An 18,840-nucleotide genomic window follows, 5' to 3' on the forward strand; every position below is an offset into this window, starting at 1 on the left:
TCCGCACGCGCGCGTGGGCGCCGTTTCTCAGGCCGTCCCGTCGCGCGCGTGCAGGGCGGCGGCCACCACCGTGCGGGACTGGTGCTCGACCTGGTGCTCCAGGGGCACCCAGCGGGCCCGGAAGCGCTCGGCGAAGGAGTCGCTCCAGGTCGACACCAGCCGCTCCAGGTGCGGTGCCGCGCGGTCGTCGGTCTCCCGCAGGACCCGCAGCAGCATCGCCGCGGCCCGCAACGGCAGCCGCCGTCCGAACGCGTCCACGCTCCCGACGTAGGCCATGGTGTCGTCGGCGGGCGGGGTGTGCATCCAGTCCGCGGCCAGCCCCGGAACCAGCTCCAGCGCCCACCTCGCGGCCCGCAGCAGCGGCCCGTCGACGCCCTCCAGGCGGGGCAGCGCGTCGGTGAGCACCCGCTCCACCTCCAGCCCGTCCCGCAGCAGCCGGCGCGCCAGCCGGCGTATCGCGGCGGCCGGCGCGGGATGCGGCGCCGGGTCGTCCACCAGGTCGCTCGCCCACATCGGCACCTCGACGACCGCGGTCAGGCCGCCGTAGCGGTGGGTGTGGTACCAGGTGCTCCGCCGCGCGTCGTCCGGCATGCTCGGGTACGCGGCCCCCGCGCCCGGCGACGGCATCACATGCACCCCCGGTCCGGACGCGGACCAGCCCGCGGCGTCCGAAGCGCCCGTCTCCACCGGGATGTGCAGCTGGGCGGCGGACTTGGCGAACGGCTCGGCGAGCCCCGGGATGTCCTTCGTCAGCTGCACCCAGCTGCCGCCCAAATCGGTCCCGTGCAGCGTCACCTGGAGGTAGGGCCGCAGCTCGTCTATGACCCCGGTCAGCGCCCGAGTCTCGGGCGGCAGGCGGTGCGGCGGCAGCACCGCGGGTGACCACTCCGGCTGCTCCTCGGCGGCCGGCCGGAAGAAGCCGAGGTGGTAGTCGAGCAGGCTGCGCGGTGCCGGGGTGACGTGCAGGCTCGCGCCGTCGGGGTCGGCGCAGAGCAGGAAGTGCCAGGAGGTGTCGGTGCGCAACTCCCGTTCCCGTACGACCCGTTCGGCCAGGGCGAGGAGGGTGGAGCCGCCGGTCGGCTCGTTGGCGTGGGCGCCGGCGACGACCAGTACGGCCCGTCGGGCATGGCCCACGGACAGCAGGTGCAGGGGGCGCCCGGCGCGGGAGACACCCACCTGTCTCAGTGTGCACAGGGTGGGCCGATGGGTGGCCAACGCCCTCGCGGACGAGACGAGTTGGGGCACGGTGGGGTAACGCAGCTGCGGCAGGAGACTCACCCCCGTCACGTCCGCCTGGCTTCGCAATCCGCAGTACCCCACGGTCTCCGCCCCCTGTCAAGGTCGCCTCGGGGGAGCCTCCAGGGGGCGCCCAGATGCATTGACCGCCAGCCGCAACAACCGTAACCGCCGCCGGGGGCGCGCAGCCGCGCGCAGCGGTGACGGGTCGTATGTACACGCGTACGTAAGCCGACCTCGGACGGCGGACGGCAGCGGGCCGCCCGGCGCAAGGGCACACAGACGCGACGGCTCCCCACACGCCCGCACGCGCCGGTTCCCTGCGCACACCCCGGGAGCGCACGCGGGTGCGATCGGGTCCCCCGGACAACACCACGGCGCACGACGGCGGAGCGCACGCCCGGCGTGAAGTTCGCGAGACGCGCCCCCGGCGCGCTCCCGAGCCTGGGCCCCCGACTCGCGGTCCCCGGGGCCTCAGTCGGAGTCCGTCCGCTCCAGCAGTGCCACCGGCAACCGTGCGAAAAGCTCCTCCACGCGTGCGTGCCCCGTGAACTCCCGCTCCGGAGCCAGGACGTCCGACCAGCGTCCCGGTGGCAGCGGCAGCACCGTGTCCTGCCAGCCGCCGGCCTCCGCGAGCCGCAGGGACAGGCGGGTCACCGCCGTGACGGCTTCCCCGGAGCGCGCGAAGGCCACACAGTGCTCCGCCGCGGGTCCCTCCGGGGTGAGCGGCGTGTACGTCGCCGCTTCCCCGAAGGCGCCGGGCCGCCGGGCGCGCAGCCCGAGGGCGGCCGCCGTCAGCGCGCCCTTGTCGCCGGGGGCGTCCGGCGGGAAGGACACCGGGCGCCGGTTGTCCGGGTCGACGAGGGCCAGGTACTCGGTCTCCGTGCCCTGGTAGACGTCCGGCACGCCCGGCATCGTCAGGTGGACCAGGGCCGCGCCGAGCACGTTGGCCCGGATGTGCGGCTCCAGCGCCTCCCGCAGGGCAATGACGTGCTCGCCGGGCGCCCCGCACGGGCCCGCCGCGACGAACGCCGCCACCGCCTCCTCGTACGCAGGTTCCTGCTCGGTCCAGCTCGTGAACAGCCCCGCCTCGCGCACATGCTTCAGCAGCGCCTGCCGCACCCGCTCCTCGTCCGCCGGACCGAGGCCGAACACCGTCTGCCAGGCCGCCCACGCCAGCTGCGCGTCCGGCACGCCCTCACCGGTGCGCGTCACCTCCGCCAGGACGTACGCCCAGCGCCCGGGGCACTCGGTGAGCACCTCCAGCGCCGCCCGTACATCGGCGCTGCGCTTGGTGTCGTGCGTGGAGAGCACCGTCCCGCTCGCAGGCCAGTCGCGCTGCACGCGCGCGCAGTACGCGTGGAACTCCTCCGGCGACAGCGCCGGGCCGCCCGGATTCCCGCCCACCTCGTTCGCCGACAGCAGCGGCACATAGCGGTAGAACGCGGTGTCCTCCACCGACTTGGCGCGCAGCGCGGACGCCGTCTGGGCGAACCGGGTGCGGAACTCGACGTACTCGGGACTCTCACCGCCCCGCCCCAGAAGCAGGCCCCGCACCACGTCCACCGCGCCGGCCTCCTCCGGGACGACGAAGGCGAGCCGTGCCTCGGCCGCGGCCTCCTCGGTGAGCACGGAGGCGGCGTCACCGGAGGCGTAGGGCCGGTAGACCTCCAACCGCACCAGCAGCTCCGTCAGGGCCGTGCGCAGCGCCCAGGGAGCCCGGTCGCGCAGTGCGGGGTCGGGCGAAGTGGCACACAGCCTGCTCGCCACCCGGGTCAGCCGGTCGACCTCGGCGGCCAGCTCGTGCGTGAGCACCTTGTACGCCGCCCGCCGTACCGTCGCCTCCCAGTCGCCGCCCCGGTCGGTCTGCGGGGCCGCGAACCGCCGGTACTGGCCGAGGAGTTCCCCGAAGCCCGCCGGGTCGGTGAACAGCCCGTCGACGTGCCGCAGGGCGTCGTACCCGGTGGTGCCCGCCACGGGCCAGGAGGCCGGCAGGTGCTCGCCGTCGGCGAGGATCTTCTCCATGACCGTCCAGCGGCCGTCTGTCGCCTCGTGCAGCCGCCGCAGATAGCTGTCCGGGTCGGCGAGCCCGTCCGGGTGGTCCACGCGCAGCCCGTCGACGACCCCCTCGTGCAGCAGCTGGAGGATCTTGTCGTGGGTGGCCTCGAAGACCTCCGGGTCCTCCACCCGCACCCCGATGAGCTCCGAGATGCTGAAGAAACGCCGGTAGTTGAGCTCGGTGCGGGCCAGCCGCCACCACACCGGGCGGTACCACTGGGCGTCCAGGAGCTGCGGCAGCGGCAGCTCCTCGGTGCCCTCGCGGAGCGGGAAGACATGGTCGTAGTAGCGCAGCACGTCCCCGTCGACGCGCAGCTCGCCGACGACCGAGCCGAGGGGTCCGCCCAGCACCGGCAGCAGCACCTGTCCGCCCTGCGCCTCCCAGTCGATGTCGAACCAGCGCGCGTACGGCGACTTCGGGCCCTCCCGCAGCACCTCCCACAGGGCGCGGTTGTGCCGCGGCGCCATCGCCATGTGGTTCGGCACGATGTCCACGACCAGCCCGAGCCCGTGCTCGCGCGCCGTGCGCGCCAGCGCGCGCAACCCCTCCTCGCCCCCCAGTTCCTCCCGCACGCGCGCGTGGTCGACGACGTCGTACCCGTGCGCGGAGCCGGGCACGGCCTCCAGGACGGGGGAGAGATGCAGATGCGAGACGCCCAGCGAGGCCAGGTACGGCACCGCCGCCGCCGCGGCCGCGAACGGGAACTCGGGCTGCAGCTGCAGCCGGTAGGTGGCCGTGGGCACCGGGGGGAGGGGACGCTCAGGTGTCATGCAGAGCTACGTACCCCTCCCACCGGCTTTCGTGTCATGGCGCCCGCCACGCGTGCGTGCCCGAGTCGCTCACACGGGCCGCTGCAGCACCGTCAGGCTCCGGTCGACCAGGGTCAGCCGGTCGCCGGCCTGCACCTTCGGGCCCGTGTCCGGCGGTACTCCGTCCGGGCGGCCGGTGTCGACGACCACCTGCCACTGCCGGCCGTGGTTGACCGGCACCACGAAGTCCAGCGTCTCGGGCGAGGCGTTGAACATCAGCAGGAACGAGTCGTCGGTGATCCGCTCCCCGCGTGCGCCGGGCTCGGAGATCGCGTTGCCGTTCAGGAACACGGTCAGCGCCGAGGCCTGCGCCGAGTCCCAGTCCTGCTGGATCATCTCCCGGCCCTCGGGGGTGAACCAGGCGATGTCCGACAGCTCGTCGTGGGTGCCCTCCACCGGCCGCCCGTGGAAAAAGCGCCGTCTGCGCAGGACGGGGTGATCCTTGCGCAGCCACACCATCGCGCGCGTGAAGGCCAGCAGCTGGGTGTCGAGCCCCTCGGAGTCCGGGTCGGGCCACCGCACCCAGGACAGCTCGTTGTCCTGGCAGTAGGCGTTGTTGTTGCCCTGCTGGGTGCGGGCGACCTCGTCCCCGTGGCTGATCATCGGCACGCCCTGGGACAGCATCAGCGTGGCGACGAAGTTGCGCATCTGGCGGGCGCGCAGCTCCAGCACCGCCGGATCGTCGGTCTCGCCCTCCACCCCGCAGTTCCAGGACCGGTTGTGGCTCTCGCCGTCCCGGTTGTCCTCGCCGTTGGCCCGGTTGCGCTTGTCGTTGTAGGAGACCAGGTCGTGCAGGGTGAAGCCGTCGTGGCAGGTGACGAAGTTGATCGAGGCCAGCGGGCGCCGCCCGTCGTCCTGGTAGAGGTCCGAGGAGCCGGTCAGCCGGGACGCGAACTCGGCGAGCGCGCGCTGCTCGCCCCGCCACAGGTCCCGTACCGTGTCGCGGTACTTACCGTTCCACTCCGTCCACAGCGGCGGGAAATTGCCCACCTGGTAGCCGCCCTCGCCGACGTCCCAGGGCTCGGCGATCAGTTTCACCTGGGAGACCACCGGGTCCTGCTGCACCAGGTCGAAGAACGACGACAGCCGGTCCACCTCGTGGAACTGCCGGGCAAGGGTCGCCGCGAGGTCGAAGCGGAAGCCGTCGACGTGCATCTCGGTGACCCAGTACCGCAGCGAGTCCATGATCAGCTGCAGCACGTGCGGGGACCGCATGAGCAGGGAGTTCCCCGTCCCCGTGGTGTCCATGTAGTAGCGGGGATCGTCGGTGAGGCGGTAGTACTGCGGGTTGTCGATGCCCTTGAAGGACAGCGTGGGGCCCAGGTGGTTGCCCTCGGCGGTGTGGTTGTAGACCACGTCGAGGATGACCTCGATGCCGGCCTCGTGCAGCGCCCGGACCGCCGACTTGAACTCCAGGACCTGCTGGCCGCGGTCGCCCCAGGAGGCGTACGCGTTGTGCGGGGCGAAGAAACCGATCGTGTTGTAGCCCCAGTAGTTGTTCAGGCCCATGTCGACCAGCCGGTGGTCGTTCACGAACTGGTGGACCGGCATCAGCTCCAGCGTGGTGACGCCGAGCTCCACCAGGTGCTCGATGATCGACGGGTGCGCGAGCGCCGCGTAGGTGCCGCGCAGCTCCTTCGGCAGCCCCGGGTGCCGCATGGTCAGGCCCTTCACATGGGCCTCGTAGATCACCGTCTCGTGGTAGCCGCGCCGCGGCCGGCGGTCGTCGCCCCAGTCGAAGTACGGGTTGACCACCACGGACGTCATGGTGTGCGGCGCCGAGTCCAGGTCATTGCGCTCCTCGGGCGCGTCGAAGTGGTAGCCGTACACCTCCTCGCCCCAGCGGATCGAACCGCTGATCGCACGCGCGTACGGGTCGAGCAGCAGCTTCGCCGAGTTGCAGCGCAGTCCGCGTCCGGGGTCGTACGGTCCGTGCACCCGGAAGCCGTAACGCTGTCCGGGCATGATCCCGGGCACGTACGCGTGCCGTACGAACGCGTCGCTCTCGCGCAGTTCCACCGCCGTCTCCGAGCCGTCGTCGTGCAGCAGACACAGCTCTACTCGGTCCGCGGCCTCCGTGAAGACCGCGAAGTTGGTGCCGGCGCCGTCGTACGTGGCACCGAGCGGATACGCCTCGCCAGGCCAGACCTGCATGGATACGACTCTTTCAGGTGCAGAGCGCCCTCGTGGCGCCTTGGCGTCGAGTCTCCCCGAAACTGATGGAACCACCTATGACTTACGTCCCTCTTACCTCCCGACCAGTGCATAGGCGGTATGCCTGTTCCAAGGCTTACCTGTGGGGCAATCGAATACTCCCGTGACCGAGGGGGAGTGGGGGGAAATGTGCGCAAGATAGTGCACCGCCACCTGGGCAAGGTGGTGGCCGGTGCGGCAGTGGCGGTGGCCGCGACCGCCGTGATGGTCGGAATCACCCTGCCGGGGACCGCGGGGGCCGACGAGTCCGGAGGGACGGCCGGGGCGCGGACCGCCAACCAGGCGGCCCAGGCGGACGGCACACCCGCGCCCGGGGTCGTCCAGCAGGCTCCGGCCGAGGGGGACAGGGGCAAGGGCCTCGACCCGCTGACCGACGACGAGACCAAGCGGGTCGAGAAGATCGCGCTGAGCCCGCAGCTGCTCAACACCGGCGAGAACGTCCGGGGCGCCCGCGGACCGCAGCGCCTCACCGTAGAGCTGGCCGAGCCCGACACCGACCAGCCGGGCAGCCTGACGGCGCCCCGGCGGGCGGACGTGACGTTCTACGACTACCGCGACGACAGTGTCGTCACCAAGACCGTCAACCTGGACACGGGCAAGGTCGAGGGGACCAGCACCCAGCACGACGTCCAGCCGCCGCTGAGCATCGCCGAGCAGACCGAGGCCGCCCGGCTGCTGATCGCGGACCCGCTGGGCGCGGGCCTGAAGGCCGACTACAAGGACGCCACCGGCAAGGAGCTCACCTCCCCGGACCAGCTGACGCTGACCAGCATGGTGTTCCGGGCCACCCCGGGCATCCGGCCGGCTGCCGCGCTCGGCAAGTGCGGCGAGCACCGCTGCACCCGGCTGTTCCCGAAGGTCAAGAACGGCGCCTGGATCGACGCCCGGGACTTCGTGATCGACCTCAGTGCCCGCAAGGTCGTCAAGATCGGCTGACCCGGCCTCCGTCCACTTCTCAAACCCACATCTCCTGTAAGGGAGCCATTTCTTCATGCGCGTCAACAGAGACAGCCGTGCCCGCCAGGGGGCGCTGCGCAGGCGGGCCATGGTGGGCCCGCTCGCGGTCGGACTCGTCCTCGGCGGCACGGCGTCCGCCCCCGCCTTTGCCGATCACAAGGAGGCTGCCGCCCCGGCCGCCGCACCGGCGTGCAGCGCGGCCTACCAGATCGAGCAGAAGCTCTCCACCGGGACGACCTGGCGCATGTGCTGGCGCTTCGAGAGCCGGTCCGGGGTCATCCTGGACGACATCTCCTACCAGCCGCCCGGTGAGTCCCAGCCGATCAAGGTGCTCAACAGCGCCAAGCTCGCCCAGATCGACGTGCCGTACGACGACGGCAGCATCGAGTACAACGACGTCACGGACTACAGCTTCGGCAACGGTCTGCTGAACCTCACGCCCGCCGAGTGCCCGGGCGGCACCATCAAGACCGTCAAGGTGCCCGAGCCCTTCTACTCGGACTCGCCGAACATCAAGGGCCTGTGCGCCACCACGCGCTCCCGCGGACACGCGTACCACATGCTCTCCGACGCCAACAAGACCTATCAGGCGCAGGGCAAGGACCTGCTGCTCTACACGGTCAACAAGGTCGGCTGGTACGAGTACATCACCGAGTGGCGCTTCCAGGACGACGGCACGATGACCATGAACGCCGGCGCGACGGGAAGCCTCTCGCCCGACGACTACGACGCGGGCGACGGCCGCGGCTGGCCCATCGGCAAGGGCGCCCGGGCGTACGCCACCAGCCACAGCCACAACATCTTCTGGCGGCTCGACTTCGGTCTTGACGGCTCCTCCAAGGCCAACGTCGAGCAGTACGACTCGGTCGTCAGCCCGCCGGTGGGCGGCCAGCAGGCGCCGACCAACAAGACGACGATGACCAAGGTCACCAAGGAACTGGCCGGCGACGCCAAGGACATGCGCTGGTGGCGGGTGGTCAGCACGGCCGGCAAGAACAAGGACGGTCACGCGCGCTCGTACGAGATCGTGCAGGGGCCGACGGCCAAGTACCCGGGGCACAACTTCACCAAGCACGACGTGTACTTCACCGAGTACAACCGGTGCGAGCAGTACGCCAGCGGCAACCCGCTCAACTGCGGTGCCGGACACGGCAAGTCGGTCGACACCTGGGTGAACGGGCAGACCCTGACCCACCCGATCGTCTGGGTCAACGTGGGCTTCCACCACATAGCCAGGGACGAGGACCAGCAGCCGATGCCGGTCCACTGGCAGGGCTTCTCCATCGCCCCGCGCGACGTCACCGCTATGAATCCGCTCACTCCGGCCGCCCTCGCCGGTGAGAACGGGCACTGGCACTAAGCCAGTTGAGATTCGACCTGCCCATCCGGCTGCACCGCCGCCCGCTCGCGGAGTACGCTTCCTTGATCGTTGACCTGGGGTGTGCTCGGGGGAGTGGAAGGCGGTGCTTGGGTGGGCTCGGGAGGGCTGGAGCTGCCCCCTGGTGACGAGGGTCACGAGGGGAACTCCGCAGACGTCCCGCCCGGCACGGTGTCCCTGGCCAGGCCCATGGAGAGCGGTTCCATCGGGCCGGAGCTGGACTGGGACGCCGAGGCCTGGCGTGAGGTGCGTACGCGCGCCCAGCGAGCCGGCCGCGCCTACATCTGGCTGAACCTCGTCGAACAGCGACTGCGCGCGGTCGTGGCCGCTGTTCTGCGTCCCATCTACGAACCCGTCCACGGCGACGAGTGGGTGATCGCCGCAGCCGGACCGGCCGGCCAGGAGTGGGTGCAGCGGGCGGTCGCCGTACGCGAAGTCAGCCGCCGCAAGGGCTACTTGCTCGACCCGGCCGACGACAACGTCCTCAGCTTCCTCACCCTGCCCCAGCTGCGCGAGCTGATGGTGCAGCACTGGCCGTGCTTCGAGCCGTACATAGACGACCGCCGCGACGTCGAACTGGCCCTGGACGAGCTGGAGGTGACCCGCAACGTCGTCTCCCGCAACCGGGCCCTGTCCGAGGCCGTCCTGAACCAGGCCGAACGGGCCTCGGCCCGGCTGCTGGACATGCTCGGCGCGGCCGGCGACGTGCCCTCGGCCCGCCGGCTGCCCGTGGACGCGGTGGAGGACCTGGTCGGCGACCGGTACGCGGACGTGGTCGCCGTGCACCCCGACCGGGTGCGGCTGCTGCGCCAGTTCCCCGCCGAGGACATCTTCGGCGGCGCCCGCCGCCTGGACGCCGTGGGCATCGGCCTCAACCTGCTCGTGCAGAACTTCTCCGGCCGCCGGCTGGTGCGCCTGGCCGAGGCGGGCTGCCGGGTAAGGCTGCTGTTCCTCAACCCGGCCTCCAGCGCCGTCAAGCGCCGCGAGCGCGAACTGGGCATGAAACGCGGCGAGTTGAGCCGCTCGGTCGAGATGAACATCCTGCACATGCGCCGGGTGCGCTCCCGGCTGCGCGACCCCGGCGCCTTCGAGATCCAGGTCTACGACGAGACACCGCGCTTCACCGCCTACCTCGTCGACGGCGACGGCTCGGACGGCATCGCCGTCGTGCAGTCCTATCTGCGCAGGTCCCGGGGGATGGAGGCGCCGGTGCTCGTGCTGCGCAACGGCAGCCGCGTGGTCAAGTCGGACGAGAAGAACGAAGGGGTCGACAACGGCCTCTTCCCGACATACCGCGAGGAGTTCGAGGCGACGTGGGCGGATTCGCGCCCGGTGTCCTGAACTGTCCAAAGCGGTAAGCGGAACGCGGTCCCCTGATTGTCAGTGGCCCATGGGAAGGTGGAGACCACTGGGGGAAAGCACCACCAAGAAGGGGGGCCGCCCATGGGCTGGCACCGGGAGCTGCTGATCGGCTTCGACCTGGAGACGACCGGGACGGACCCGCGCGAGGCGCGCATCGTCACGGGGGCCGTGATCGAGGTCAGGGGCGGGCAGCCCCAGGGGCGCCGGGAGTGGCTGGCGGACCCGGGCGTGGAGATCCCGGCGGACGCGGTGGCGGTCCACGGGATCAGCAACGAACGGGCGGCCGCCGAGGGCCGACCCGCCGACCGCGTGGCGGACGCCATCGCGGACGTCCTCACCACCTACTGGAAGAACGGCGTTCCGGTCGTCGCCTACAACGCGGCCTTCGACCTCAGCCTGCTCTCCGCCGAACTGCGGCGCCACGGACTGCCGTCCCTGCGCGACCGCCTGGGCGGCCTCGATCCCGCCCCCGTCGTCGACCCGTACACCATCGACCGCTGGGTGGACCGCTACCGCCGCGGCAAGCGCAACCTCGAAGCCGTCTGCACCGAGTACGGCGTCGCGCTCGACGCCGCTCACAACGCCTCCGCCGACGCCCTCGCCGCGGCCGGACTGGCCTGCGCGATAGCCGACCGGCACCCCAAGATCGCGGCCCTCGGCCCGGCGGAACTGCACCGCCGCCAGATCGAGTGGTACGCGCAATGGGCGGCGGACTTCCAGAGCTTCCTGCGCGGCAAGGGCGACGCGACCGCCGTGGTCGACGGCACATGGCCCTTGCGGGAGTTGACGGACGAGCCGGTGTGAGGGCCGCTCAGACCGGCGCGGGTCCCGAGACCGGCACCACACGGGGCCGCGCAACCCGCTCGTAGTCCGCACCGGACATGCACAGCGACCGGTCCAGCCGGGCCGCGTTGAAGTACAGCCGCGGCCGCTCGACGACCTCCGGGTCGGCGACCAGCTCCAGTTCGGGATCGAAGCTGAACGGCAGCACGGTACCGGGCACCGCCCGCGCCAGGCGCTCGGCCGTCCCCGCGTCGCTGAAGCCGGCGTACCGGGCCGCGAACAGCGTCCGTACGGCGTCCAGGTCCACGCGGCGATCCCCGGGGATCACCGCCAGGACGTGCCGGGTGGTGCGGCGGTCGACCTTGACCCGCAGCACGATGCACTTCGCGGCCTGCGACACGGGGTGCCCGCGCAGCGCGCTGACGGTCTCCGTGGTGCCCTCCGGGGCGTGGTCGATCAGCGTGTAGTCGACGTGGGCGGTGTCGAGCAGGTCGATCAGACGCTGGTAGGTGTCGTGGTCCGGCATCGGAGGTCCTTGTCGGGTGCGGGGAGTCCGGTTTCAGGCGGGGTGGCGGTGGTGCGATGGGCGCGCTCGATCGCCTGACCCCAGTAGGTTCCGAAGACCATCAGGGCCGCGCCGAGCCCGGTGAGCGCGGTGAGCCGCTCGCCGCCGAGGGCGATGCCCACCGCGAAGGCCCAGACCGGCTCCGTGCCCAGCAGCAGACTGGCCCGGCTGGCGGACGTGCGCTGCACGGCCCAGGTCTGCGCGAGAAAGGCGAACACACTGCAGAACAGAGCGAGATAGACGAGCTGGAGCCAGGTCGCCGTACCGGCCCGGGCCAGGTCCGGCATACCGGACACAGCGACCGGCAGGGACAGCGCCGTGCCGACGATCATCTGCACGGTCGTCAGGTGCAGCGGACGCACGGCCCGGCCGACGGTCAGCCGCCCCACGAGCGCGACATGCCCGGCCCGGATCACCGCGGCCCCCAGCATCAGCACATCGCCGAGCCGCGGGGCGTGGAACCCGTGACCGGACATGAGCAGCCCGACGGCCACGACACACACCCCGGCGGCGGCGAAGAAGACGGGAGGCGGCCCGCCGCGCCGACGGTCGAGGAGCGGGGTGAGCACGATGGTCAGGCTGATGATCAGCCCCGCGTTGGCGGCGCTGGTGTGGGCGACGCCGTACGTCTCCACGACCAGCACCGCGGCCTGCGTCAACCCCAGCGGCACGCCGAGCCGCAGCTCGTCGCGCGTCCACCGGCGTGGCCCCGGGCCCATGGCGACCAGCCCGAGACACGCGAGCGCGGACAGGGCGTACCGCGCGAACAGCACCACCAGAACGGGCAGGGCGGAGGTGGCCGTCTGGGCGGACAGATAGCTCGAACCCCAGACGACGGCGACCAGGAGAAGGACTGCATCGGTACGGCGAACGTCGGACATGGGCCCACGGTGCACCGCAACCGTCCATGAAGCCCAGTACCAGTTTCTTCAACGATCTTTTAGAACTCCTACATCGTGCTCCTAGACTGGACGTATGGACGAACGGCAGTTGCGGATCCTGCGGGAACTCGGCGAACTCGGCAGCGTCACCGCGGTCGCCGAGGCGCTGCTGGTCACCCCGTCGGCGATCTCCCAGCAGCTACGGCTGCTGCAGCGCGCGATCCCGGTGCCGCTCACCGAGCGCCGGGGCCGCCGGCTGGTGCTCACCGACGCCGGGCAGACCCTGGCGGGTGCGGCGATCGAGGTGGAGTCGGCACTGGAGCGGGCCCGCCACAGCGTCGAGGAGTACCTGAACCAGCCCGACGGGGAAGTGTCGGTGGCCGCGTTCCACAGCGCGGGCGCGGCGTTCTTCCCGCTCCTGCTGCGCGCGCTCGACGGCCCGGACAACCCCGTCCTGGCACTCGCGGACGAGGACGTGACGCAGAGCGACTTCCCCCGGCTCACCCGGGAGTACGACCTGGTCCTGGCCCACCGCCTGGACCACGCCCCACCCTGGCCGGACACGGTGACGGCGACGACGCTCCTGCGCGAACCCCTCGACGTCGCGATGCCGGCCGACCACCCGCTCGCCGCCGGACGCCGGGTCAGCCCTCACGACGTGGCCGACCAGCCCTGGATCACCGTGCACGACGGCTTCCCGGTCATGGCCACCATCGAGGCGATCGGCGCGGCAGCCGGCCGCCGCCTCCACCTGGCCCACCGCATCAACGAGTTCGCGGTGGCGGCGGAGGCCGTGGCGGCGGGCGGGGGCCTGGCCCTGATGCCCCGATGGACCACGCGCCCACACCCGGACCTGGTCCTCAAGCCCCTCAGCGGCGTACAGGCCAGACGCCACATCGACGCGCTCCACCGCCCGGAACGCGCGGCCAGGGCGGCGGTCCGAAGGGTACTGACCGAGCTACGGCAGGCGGCGGGAACGATTCGGAACAGCGATGGGGACGGTGCGACGACGCGCCCCAGAGGGGCGCGGGGCCGTATTGAATCTGCGGCTACCGCCGCGCGGGCGCGACCAGCCACAAACAACCCGCACTCGCCCCATGACGGACAACACCCCACCCCTTAGGCGCTCAGAACGAATACCACCGCACCGACTCGTCCCCCTCCCGCAACGACGCCACCCGCCGCTCGAACTCGGCCAACGCCGCGGGATTGCTGGGCGCATGCTGAGCCACCCACGCACAACTCGCCGTCTCCCGAGCCCCCCGCAGCACCGAGCACCCCTCCCACTCCCGCACATCCCACCCGTAAACGGCAACGAACCCGTCATAAGCCGCCGCAGGCAACCCGTACCGGTCCCGCGACAGAGCCATCACCACCAGATCGTGCTCCCGCAGATCCGCCGAGAACGTCTCCAGATCCACCAGCACCGGCCCGTCCGGCCCGACGTACACGTTCCGGGGCAACGCGTCCCCGTGAATCGGCCCCGGAGTCAGCCGCGGCGTCAACGCGGCCGCGGCCGCCGCGAACCCGTCCCGCCGCTCGCGCAGATACGCCGCGTCCGCCGGATCGATGGCATCCCCCGCCAGCCGCAGCCACCGCTCCACCCCGCCCAGCAACTCCCGTGGCGGCAGGGCGAACGGGGGCGAGGGCAGCGCGTGCACGACCCGCAGCAGTTCGGCCAGATCCCGCGGTTCGGCGGGCCGTACGGGATCCGGCAGACGGTGCCACACGGTCACCGGATGTCCCTCGACCAGCAACGGCTTCGGCTCCGCCACCCGCACGGCCGCGACCCCCGCCTCGGCCAGCCACAGCGCGACGTCCACCTCCCGCCGCGCCCGCTCCAGCAGCTCCGCGTCCCGGCCCACCTTGACCACCAGGTCACCGTCGGCGAACACCGCGTTCTCGCCCAGGGCGAGCAGCTCCGCCGTCGCGGGCAGCACCCCCGCCGCGCTCAGTACGGCCCGCGCCGTCGCCTCGTCCATCGCCCGCCTCCGTGTCCGCCGTCGTGTGGCGTCGGGTTCTCGCCAACCGCGGGTCAGTCTCGCATCCGCACAGGTCCGGGACGTGTGCCCATGCCCTTGACGGGATACAGGGCCTTCACGACCATGACCGGGCCCGACCGTCCCGTACACGAAGAGCGTCCCGTACACGAAGCGCGTCCCGTACACAGAGGGGAACCCGTGGCAGCGGAGATCGATGCGGGAAGTGTGGTGCGGCGCCCCGCCGACCGTGCCGTCTGGTTCCTCGTCCTGCCCGCCCTGATCCCCATCCTCGTCCTGAGCGTCGGCCCCCTGCTCTACGGCATCCTGCTGGCCTTCACCGACTCCCAGTCCGGCCGGACCGAGCCGACCCGGTGGATCGGCGGCCTCAACTTCCAGGATCTGCTGCACGACACGCTGTTCTGGGAGTCGTTCCGGATCGGGCTGGTGTGGGCCGTGGCGGTGACCGTGCCGCAGTTCCTGCTCGCCCTCGGTCTCGCGCTGCTGCTCAACGAGGATTTGCGGCTGCGCTGGCTGGCCCGCGCCCTGGCGATCGTGCCGTGGGCGATGCCCGAGGTCGTCGTCGGCATCATGTGGCGGCTGGTGTACAACCCGGACGCGGGCGTCCTCAACGAGACCCTGCGCCACCTCGGCCTGGGCGACGGCCACGACTGGCTCAGCGGCCTCGGGACCGCGCTGCCCGCCGTGATCGTCGTCGGCGTGTGGGCGGGCATGCCGCAGACCACCGTCGCACTGCTCGCCGGACTGCAGAACACCCCGCGCGAACTGCACGAGGCGGCCGCGGTGGACGGCGCGGGCGCCTGGCGCCGCTTCCGCACGGTGACGTGGCCCGCGCTGAGACCCGTCGCCCTCGCCATCACCGCCCTCAACCTGATCTGGAACTTCAACTCCTTCGCGCTGGTCTACGTGCTGACCAACGGCGGACCGGGCGGCCGTACCCGACTGCCGATGCTCTTCGCCTACGAAGAGGCCTTCCGGTACGGCCAGTTCGGGTACGCGGCGGCGATGGGCTGCGTGATGGTCGCGGTGATCTCGGTGCTGCTCGCGTTGTTCCTCGCGGGCCGGCTGAAGGGAGGGGACGACACGTGAGGGCCAACTCCCGTACCCGGGCGGGCCAGTACGTCGCCCTGCTCGCGTATCTCGTCTTCCTCGCCTTCCCCTTCCTCTGGTTGCTCTCCACCGCCTTCAAGTCCCCTCGGGAGCTGGGCAGTCCGCATCCCACCTGGATCCCACGTCACCCCACGCTCGACAACTTCCGCCAGGCCTTCGACGAGCAGCCCCTGCTGCACGCGGCCCTCAACTCCCTGCTCGCAGCGGCCGGCGCGGCCGTCGTCGCCGTACTGATCGCCACTCCCCTCGCCTATGTCGTGGCCCGGCGCCGCACCGCACTGACCCGGGCCGCCACCGGCTGGGTCGTGGTCAGTCAGGCGTTTCCGCTGGTCCTGGTGATCATCCCGCTGTTCCTCGTGCTGAAGAACCTGCGGCTGATCAATTCACTGGCCGGGCTCACCCTCGTGTACGTCGTGTGGGCGCTGCCCTTCGCGCTGTGGATGCTCGCCGGGTACGTCCGTGCGGTGCCGATCGAGGTCGAGGAGGCCGCGGCGGTCGACGGGGCCGGACGGGTGCGGACCCTCGTCCTCGTGGTCGCCCCGCTGCTCGCGCCGGGCATCACGGCGACGGCCCTGTTCGCGTTCGTCACCGCGTGGAACGAGTTCTTCTTCGCCCTCGTCCTGCTGAAAACGCCGGAGAAACAGACGCTGCCGGTGGTGCTCACCCATTTCATCGGTGCGGAGGGCGTCGCCGACCTCGGCCCACTGGCGGCGGCCGCGTTCCTCGCGACGGTGCCCTCCCTCGTCGTCTTCGCCCTCATCCAGCGGCGGATCACCGGCGGCATGCTCACCGGGGCGGTGAAGAACTGATGCGCGGCAAGACGGTCTGCCTCCTCGTCCTCGTCCTCGCCCTGCTCCTGTCCGGCTGCACCGGCGGCGGCAACGGCACCGCGCACGGCCGCATCACCCTCCGCTTCCAGTCCCTGGCCTGGCAGCAGGAGTCGGTCGAGGCCAACAAGCAGCTGGTGAAGGAGTGGAACGCGAGCCACCCGGACGTCAAGGTCGAGTACGTCCAGGGGAGTTGGGACAGCGTCCACGACCAGCTCCTCACCGCTTTCGAGGGCGGCGAGGCCCCCGACATCATCCACGACGCCTCCGACGACCTCGCCGACTTCGCCTACGGCGGCTACCTCGCCGACCTGCGGGGCCTGCTGCCCGCCCGGCTCAAGGCCGAGATCCCCCAGCGCAGTTGGCGGACCACCACCTTCGGCGACGGCGTCTACGGCGTGCCCTTCCTCCAGGAACCACGCGTCGTCGTCGCCAACGCGACCTGGCTGAAACGGTCCGGCGTACGCGTCCCGACCTCCGAACACCCCTGGTCGTGGCCGGAGTTCAGGGCCATCACCCGGCAGCTCAGCGGCAAGGGCACGTACGGCGTCGCCTGGCCGCTGAAGGAACCGGTCTCGGCGACCCTCAACCTGTCGCTGTCGACAGGCGGCCGGCTCTTCCACCGGGGAGCCGACGGCAAGGTCACCATCCGCTTCGGCGCGGGCGACGAAGTCGTGCCCCGCACCATCCACGACCAGGCGAACACCGACCGCAGCGCCTCGCCCACGACCCTCGGCAGCGGAGGTTCGGACACGCTGCCCGGTTTCTTCGGCGGCAAGTACGCGATGGTCCCGCTCGGGTTCTCCTACCGGCAGCAGATCGCGCAGCAGGCGCCGAAGGGCTTCCGCTGGCAGGTGCTGCCCGCCCCGGCCGGCGCCGACGGCCTCGCCCAGGGCGTCAGCCCGCAGACCCTCTCCATCGCCGAGGACAGCCCGCACAAGAAGGAGGCCGCCGCGTTCCTCGACTTCCTGCTGCGGCCGAGGAACATGGTGCGGCTGGCGCTCGGGGACTGGATGCTGCCGACCGGCACCGAGGCCCTCCGGGACCCGGCCCTGCACACCACCAAGGACGGCTGGGCCACCGGGACGGCCCTGGCCGCCGACCTGCGCTCCGCGCCCGCGCAGTCCGTACGCGGCTACCCCGAGTGGAAGGACAAGGTGGCCACGCCCGCCTTCCAGGAGTACTACAGCGGCGCGATCGACCTCCACGAACTGCGCGACCGGCTGGAAAACGACGGAAACCTGGTGCTCGCGCGTTACCAGCGGTGAGCCCGACACGGAAAACCGAGCAGCACGGAAAACCAGTTGTCCGCCGTGGCGCGACGAACCTAGCTTTGCGTTCGTGGCAGCGAACAACGCGATCAACATCACCGGTCTCGGCCGGGACTGCACGCACTCCATTCGGATGCGTCGTGGCCCCGGTGCCCTGACCGGTACGGGAAGCCACGCCCGCTGATTCCTTCGCGCCTGTTTCCCCTCTTCTGTCTTCCGGTCAGGGCCTTCGGCTGCCCTTCTCACCGTTCACGGAAGACAAGGACCGCAGGCCATGGCCCGCCCCACCCGTATCACTCGCGCGCTCTCGCAGAACTTCCTCGCCGACCGCGCCACCGCCGAACACCTCGCCCACGTCGCCGTCCCGCGCGGACGACAGGTACCCCTGCTGCTCGAAGTCGGCGCGGGAAAGGGCGCGTTGACCGAACGACTCGCCCCGCGCTGCGGGGAACTCCGCGCCTACGAGATCGACAGGCGTCTCCTCCCGGCGTTGCACACCCGGTTCTCCGGCATACCCCACGTGCACGTGATCGGCGCCGACTTCCTCACCGCGAGGGCACCCCGCACCCCCTTCTCCGTCGCCGGGAACGTGCCCTTCTCCCGCACCGCCGCCATCGTCGACTGGTGCCTGCGGGCACCCGCCCTCACCGACGCCACCCTGCTCACCCAGCTCGAGTACGCCCGCAAACGCACCGGTGACTACGGCAGTTGGTCCCTGCTCACCGTGCGCAGCTGGCCCTGCTACGAGTGGCGGCTGGCCGGGCGGGTCGCGCGGACGCGGTTCCGGCCCGTGCCGCGCGTCGACGCCGGGATCGTACGGATCGAGCGGCGCCGCACCCCGCTGCTCGAACCGGCCGCGTACGACGGGTGGCGGCAGCTGGTGGAGCTGGGGTTCTCGGGCGTCGGGGGTTCGCTGCACGCCTCGCTGCGACGGGCCCACCCCCGCCGCCGGGTGGACGCGGCGTTCCGGGCGGCCGGCCTGAATACCGGGGTCCTGGTGGGCGAGGTGTCCCCGCAGCGATGGCTGCGGCTGCATGAGGTGCTGTGCGCTTGAGACGGCTGGTGCTCATGAGACGGCGGGTGCCGGGGCCGCCCTGAGCCGCACGAGAGTGCATGGCCCGGGGCCGCCACGAGCGAGCCGCAAATTGAAGCTGCAGGGCCTCGGGGTCGCGCGCCGTCTCGCGACGGCGGAGGCGGACGCCGAGACCCTGCGGGAGACCGCCGTCGCCCTGGTCGACGACCCCGAAGTCGCCCGGCGGCTCAAGGAGGTTCGGGCCGGCATGGCCGACGAGGGCGGCACCCGGCGGGCCGCCGACCTGATCGAGGCCGAACTCCTCCGGCACCGGGCGTGATCGAGGGCCCGCTGGTTCCCCCGGGATACCAACGGG

The 18,840-nt window shown here is 71.5% G+C and carries 15 protein-coding genes and 1 pseudogene; 10 read left to right on the forward strand and 6 right to left on the reverse strand.

Going from position 1 to position 18,840, the window contains the following annotated elements:
* Positions 1 to 27: 27 nt before the first annotated feature.
* The 3 genes from ABZZ74_RS05490 to glgX all read right to left on the reverse strand — a co-directional run bounded on the left by ABZZ74_RS05490 (position 28) and on the right by glgX (position 6,258).
* Entirely contained in the window at positions 28 to 1,278 is a 1,251-nt protein-coding gene (locus tag ABZZ74_RS05490) for a M14 family zinc carboxypeptidase (RefSeq protein ID WP_356762006.1), read from the reverse strand.
* Positions 1,279 to 1,710: 432 nt separating this feature from the next.
* On the reverse strand, positions 1,711 to 4,065 hold the full coding sequence (gene treY / locus ABZZ74_RS05495) for a malto-oligosyltrehalose synthase (protein ID WP_356762007.1): 2,355 nt from the start codon (positions 4,063 to 4,065) through the stop codon (positions 1,711 to 1,713).
* A gap of 69 nt (positions 4,066 to 4,134) precedes the next feature.
* Positions 4,135 to 6,258, reverse strand: coding sequence for a glycogen debranching protein GlgX (gene glgX, locus ABZZ74_RS05500; protein WP_356762008.1), 2,124 nt, complete (start codon positions 6,256 to 6,258; stop codon positions 4,135 to 4,137).
* A gap of 189 nt (positions 6,259 to 6,447) precedes the next feature.
* Between glgX and ABZZ74_RS05505 the strand changes: the two genes are divergently transcribed.
* The 4 genes from ABZZ74_RS05505 (at position 6,448) to ABZZ74_RS05520 (ending at position 10,819) form a co-directional block, all read left to right on the forward strand.
* On the forward strand, positions 6,448 to 7,254 hold the full coding sequence (locus tag ABZZ74_RS05505; protein ID WP_356762009.1) for a Tat pathway signal sequence domain protein: 807 nt from the start codon (positions 6,448 to 6,450) through the stop codon (positions 7,252 to 7,254).
* A gap of 55 nt (positions 7,255 to 7,309) precedes the next feature.
* The gene (locus tag ABZZ74_RS05510) at positions 7,310 to 8,635 is read left to right on the forward strand and encodes a copper amine oxidase (protein ID WP_356762010.1); all 1,326 of its coding nucleotides are present in this window, start codon (positions 7,310 to 7,312) and stop codon (positions 8,633 to 8,635) included.
* A 111-nt stretch (positions 8,636 to 8,746) separates the two neighbouring features.
* Entirely contained in the window at positions 8,747 to 9,994 is a 1,248-nt protein-coding gene (locus tag ABZZ74_RS05515) for an SAV2148 family HEPN domain-containing protein (RefSeq protein ID WP_356762011.1), read from the forward strand.
* Positions 9,995 to 10,096: 102 nt separating this feature from the next.
* A complete protein-coding gene (locus ABZZ74_RS05520) occupies positions 10,097 to 10,819 on the forward strand; it encodes a 3'-5' exonuclease (RefSeq protein WP_356762012.1) in 723 nt (240 codons plus the stop codon).
* A gap of 7 nt (positions 10,820 to 10,826) precedes the next feature.
* On the opposite strand, the gene ABZZ74_RS05525 is transcribed toward ABZZ74_RS05520, so the two are convergent.
* Both ABZZ74_RS05525 and ABZZ74_RS05530 read right to left on the reverse strand, forming a co-directional pair.
* On the reverse strand, positions 10,827 to 11,324 hold the full coding sequence (locus ABZZ74_RS05525) for a YbaK/EbsC family protein (protein ID WP_356762013.1): 498 nt from the start codon (positions 11,322 to 11,324) through the stop codon (positions 10,827 to 10,829).
* Positions 11,294 to 12,244, reverse strand: a complete 951-nt coding sequence (locus ABZZ74_RS05530; RefSeq protein ID WP_356762014.1) for a DMT family transporter — start codon at positions 12,242 to 12,244, stop codon at positions 11,294 to 11,296. Before ABZZ74_RS05530 ends, ABZZ74_RS05525 begins: the two co-directional genes overlap by 31 nt.
* Positions 12,245 to 12,338: 94 nt before the next feature.
* On the opposite strand from ABZZ74_RS05530, the gene ABZZ74_RS05535 reads away from it, so the two are divergent.
* Positions 12,339 to 13,367: a LysR family transcriptional regulator gene (locus ABZZ74_RS05535; RefSeq protein ID WP_356762015.1), complete on the forward strand. Its 1,029-nt coding sequence runs from the start codon at positions 12,339 to 12,341 to the stop codon at positions 13,365 to 13,367.
* A 4-nt stretch (positions 13,368 to 13,371) separates the two neighbouring features.
* On the opposite strand, the gene ABZZ74_RS05540 is transcribed toward ABZZ74_RS05535, so the two are convergent.
* Positions 13,372 to 14,226 carry an aminoglycoside phosphotransferase family protein gene (locus ABZZ74_RS05540; RefSeq protein ID WP_356762016.1) on the reverse strand — a complete coding sequence of 285 codons (855 nt, stop codon included), beginning with the start codon at positions 14,224 to 14,226 and terminating at the stop codon, positions 13,372 to 13,374.
* A gap of 198 nt (positions 14,227 to 14,424) precedes the next feature.
* Here ABZZ74_RS05540 and ABZZ74_RS05545 point away from each other — a divergent pair, with 198 nt between their 5' ends.
* From ABZZ74_RS05545 to ABZZ74_RS05565, 5 genes and pseudogenes are all read left to right on the forward strand, one after another.
* Positions 14,425 to 15,333, forward strand: a complete 909-nt coding sequence (locus ABZZ74_RS05545; protein ID WP_356762017.1) for a sugar ABC transporter permease — start codon at positions 14,425 to 14,427, stop codon at positions 15,331 to 15,333.
* The gene (locus ABZZ74_RS05550; protein ID WP_356762018.1) at positions 15,330 to 16,163 is read left to right on the forward strand and encodes a carbohydrate ABC transporter permease; all 834 of its coding nucleotides are present in this window, start codon (positions 15,330 to 15,332) and stop codon (positions 16,161 to 16,163) included. Before ABZZ74_RS05545 ends, ABZZ74_RS05550 begins: the two co-directional genes overlap by 4 nt.
* Positions 16,163 to 17,449: an extracellular solute-binding protein gene (locus ABZZ74_RS05555; protein ID WP_356762019.1), complete on the forward strand. Its 1,287-nt coding sequence runs from the start codon at positions 16,163 to 16,165 to the stop codon at positions 17,447 to 17,449. Before ABZZ74_RS05550 ends, ABZZ74_RS05555 begins: the two co-directional genes overlap by 1 nt.
* A 277-nt stretch (positions 17,450 to 17,726) precedes the next feature.
* Entirely contained in the window at positions 17,727 to 18,506 is a 780-nt protein-coding gene (gene erm / locus ABZZ74_RS05560) for an ErmE/ErmH/ErmO/ErmR family 23S rRNA (adenine(2058)-N(6))-methyltransferase (protein WP_356762020.1), read from the forward strand.
* A 97-nt stretch (positions 18,507 to 18,603) separates the two neighbouring features.
* A pseudogene (locus ABZZ74_RS05565) lies at positions 18,604 to 18,804 on the forward strand (glycosyl transferase); the annotation flags it as partial.
* Between the last annotated feature and the right edge of the window lie 36 nt (positions 18,805 to 18,840).

Origin of the sequence: Streptomyces sp. NPDC006476, from assembly GCF_040612015.1 — a bacterium.
GTDB lineage: Bacteria > Actinomycetota > Actinomycetes > Streptomycetales > Streptomycetaceae > Streptomyces > Streptomyces griseorubiginosus_B.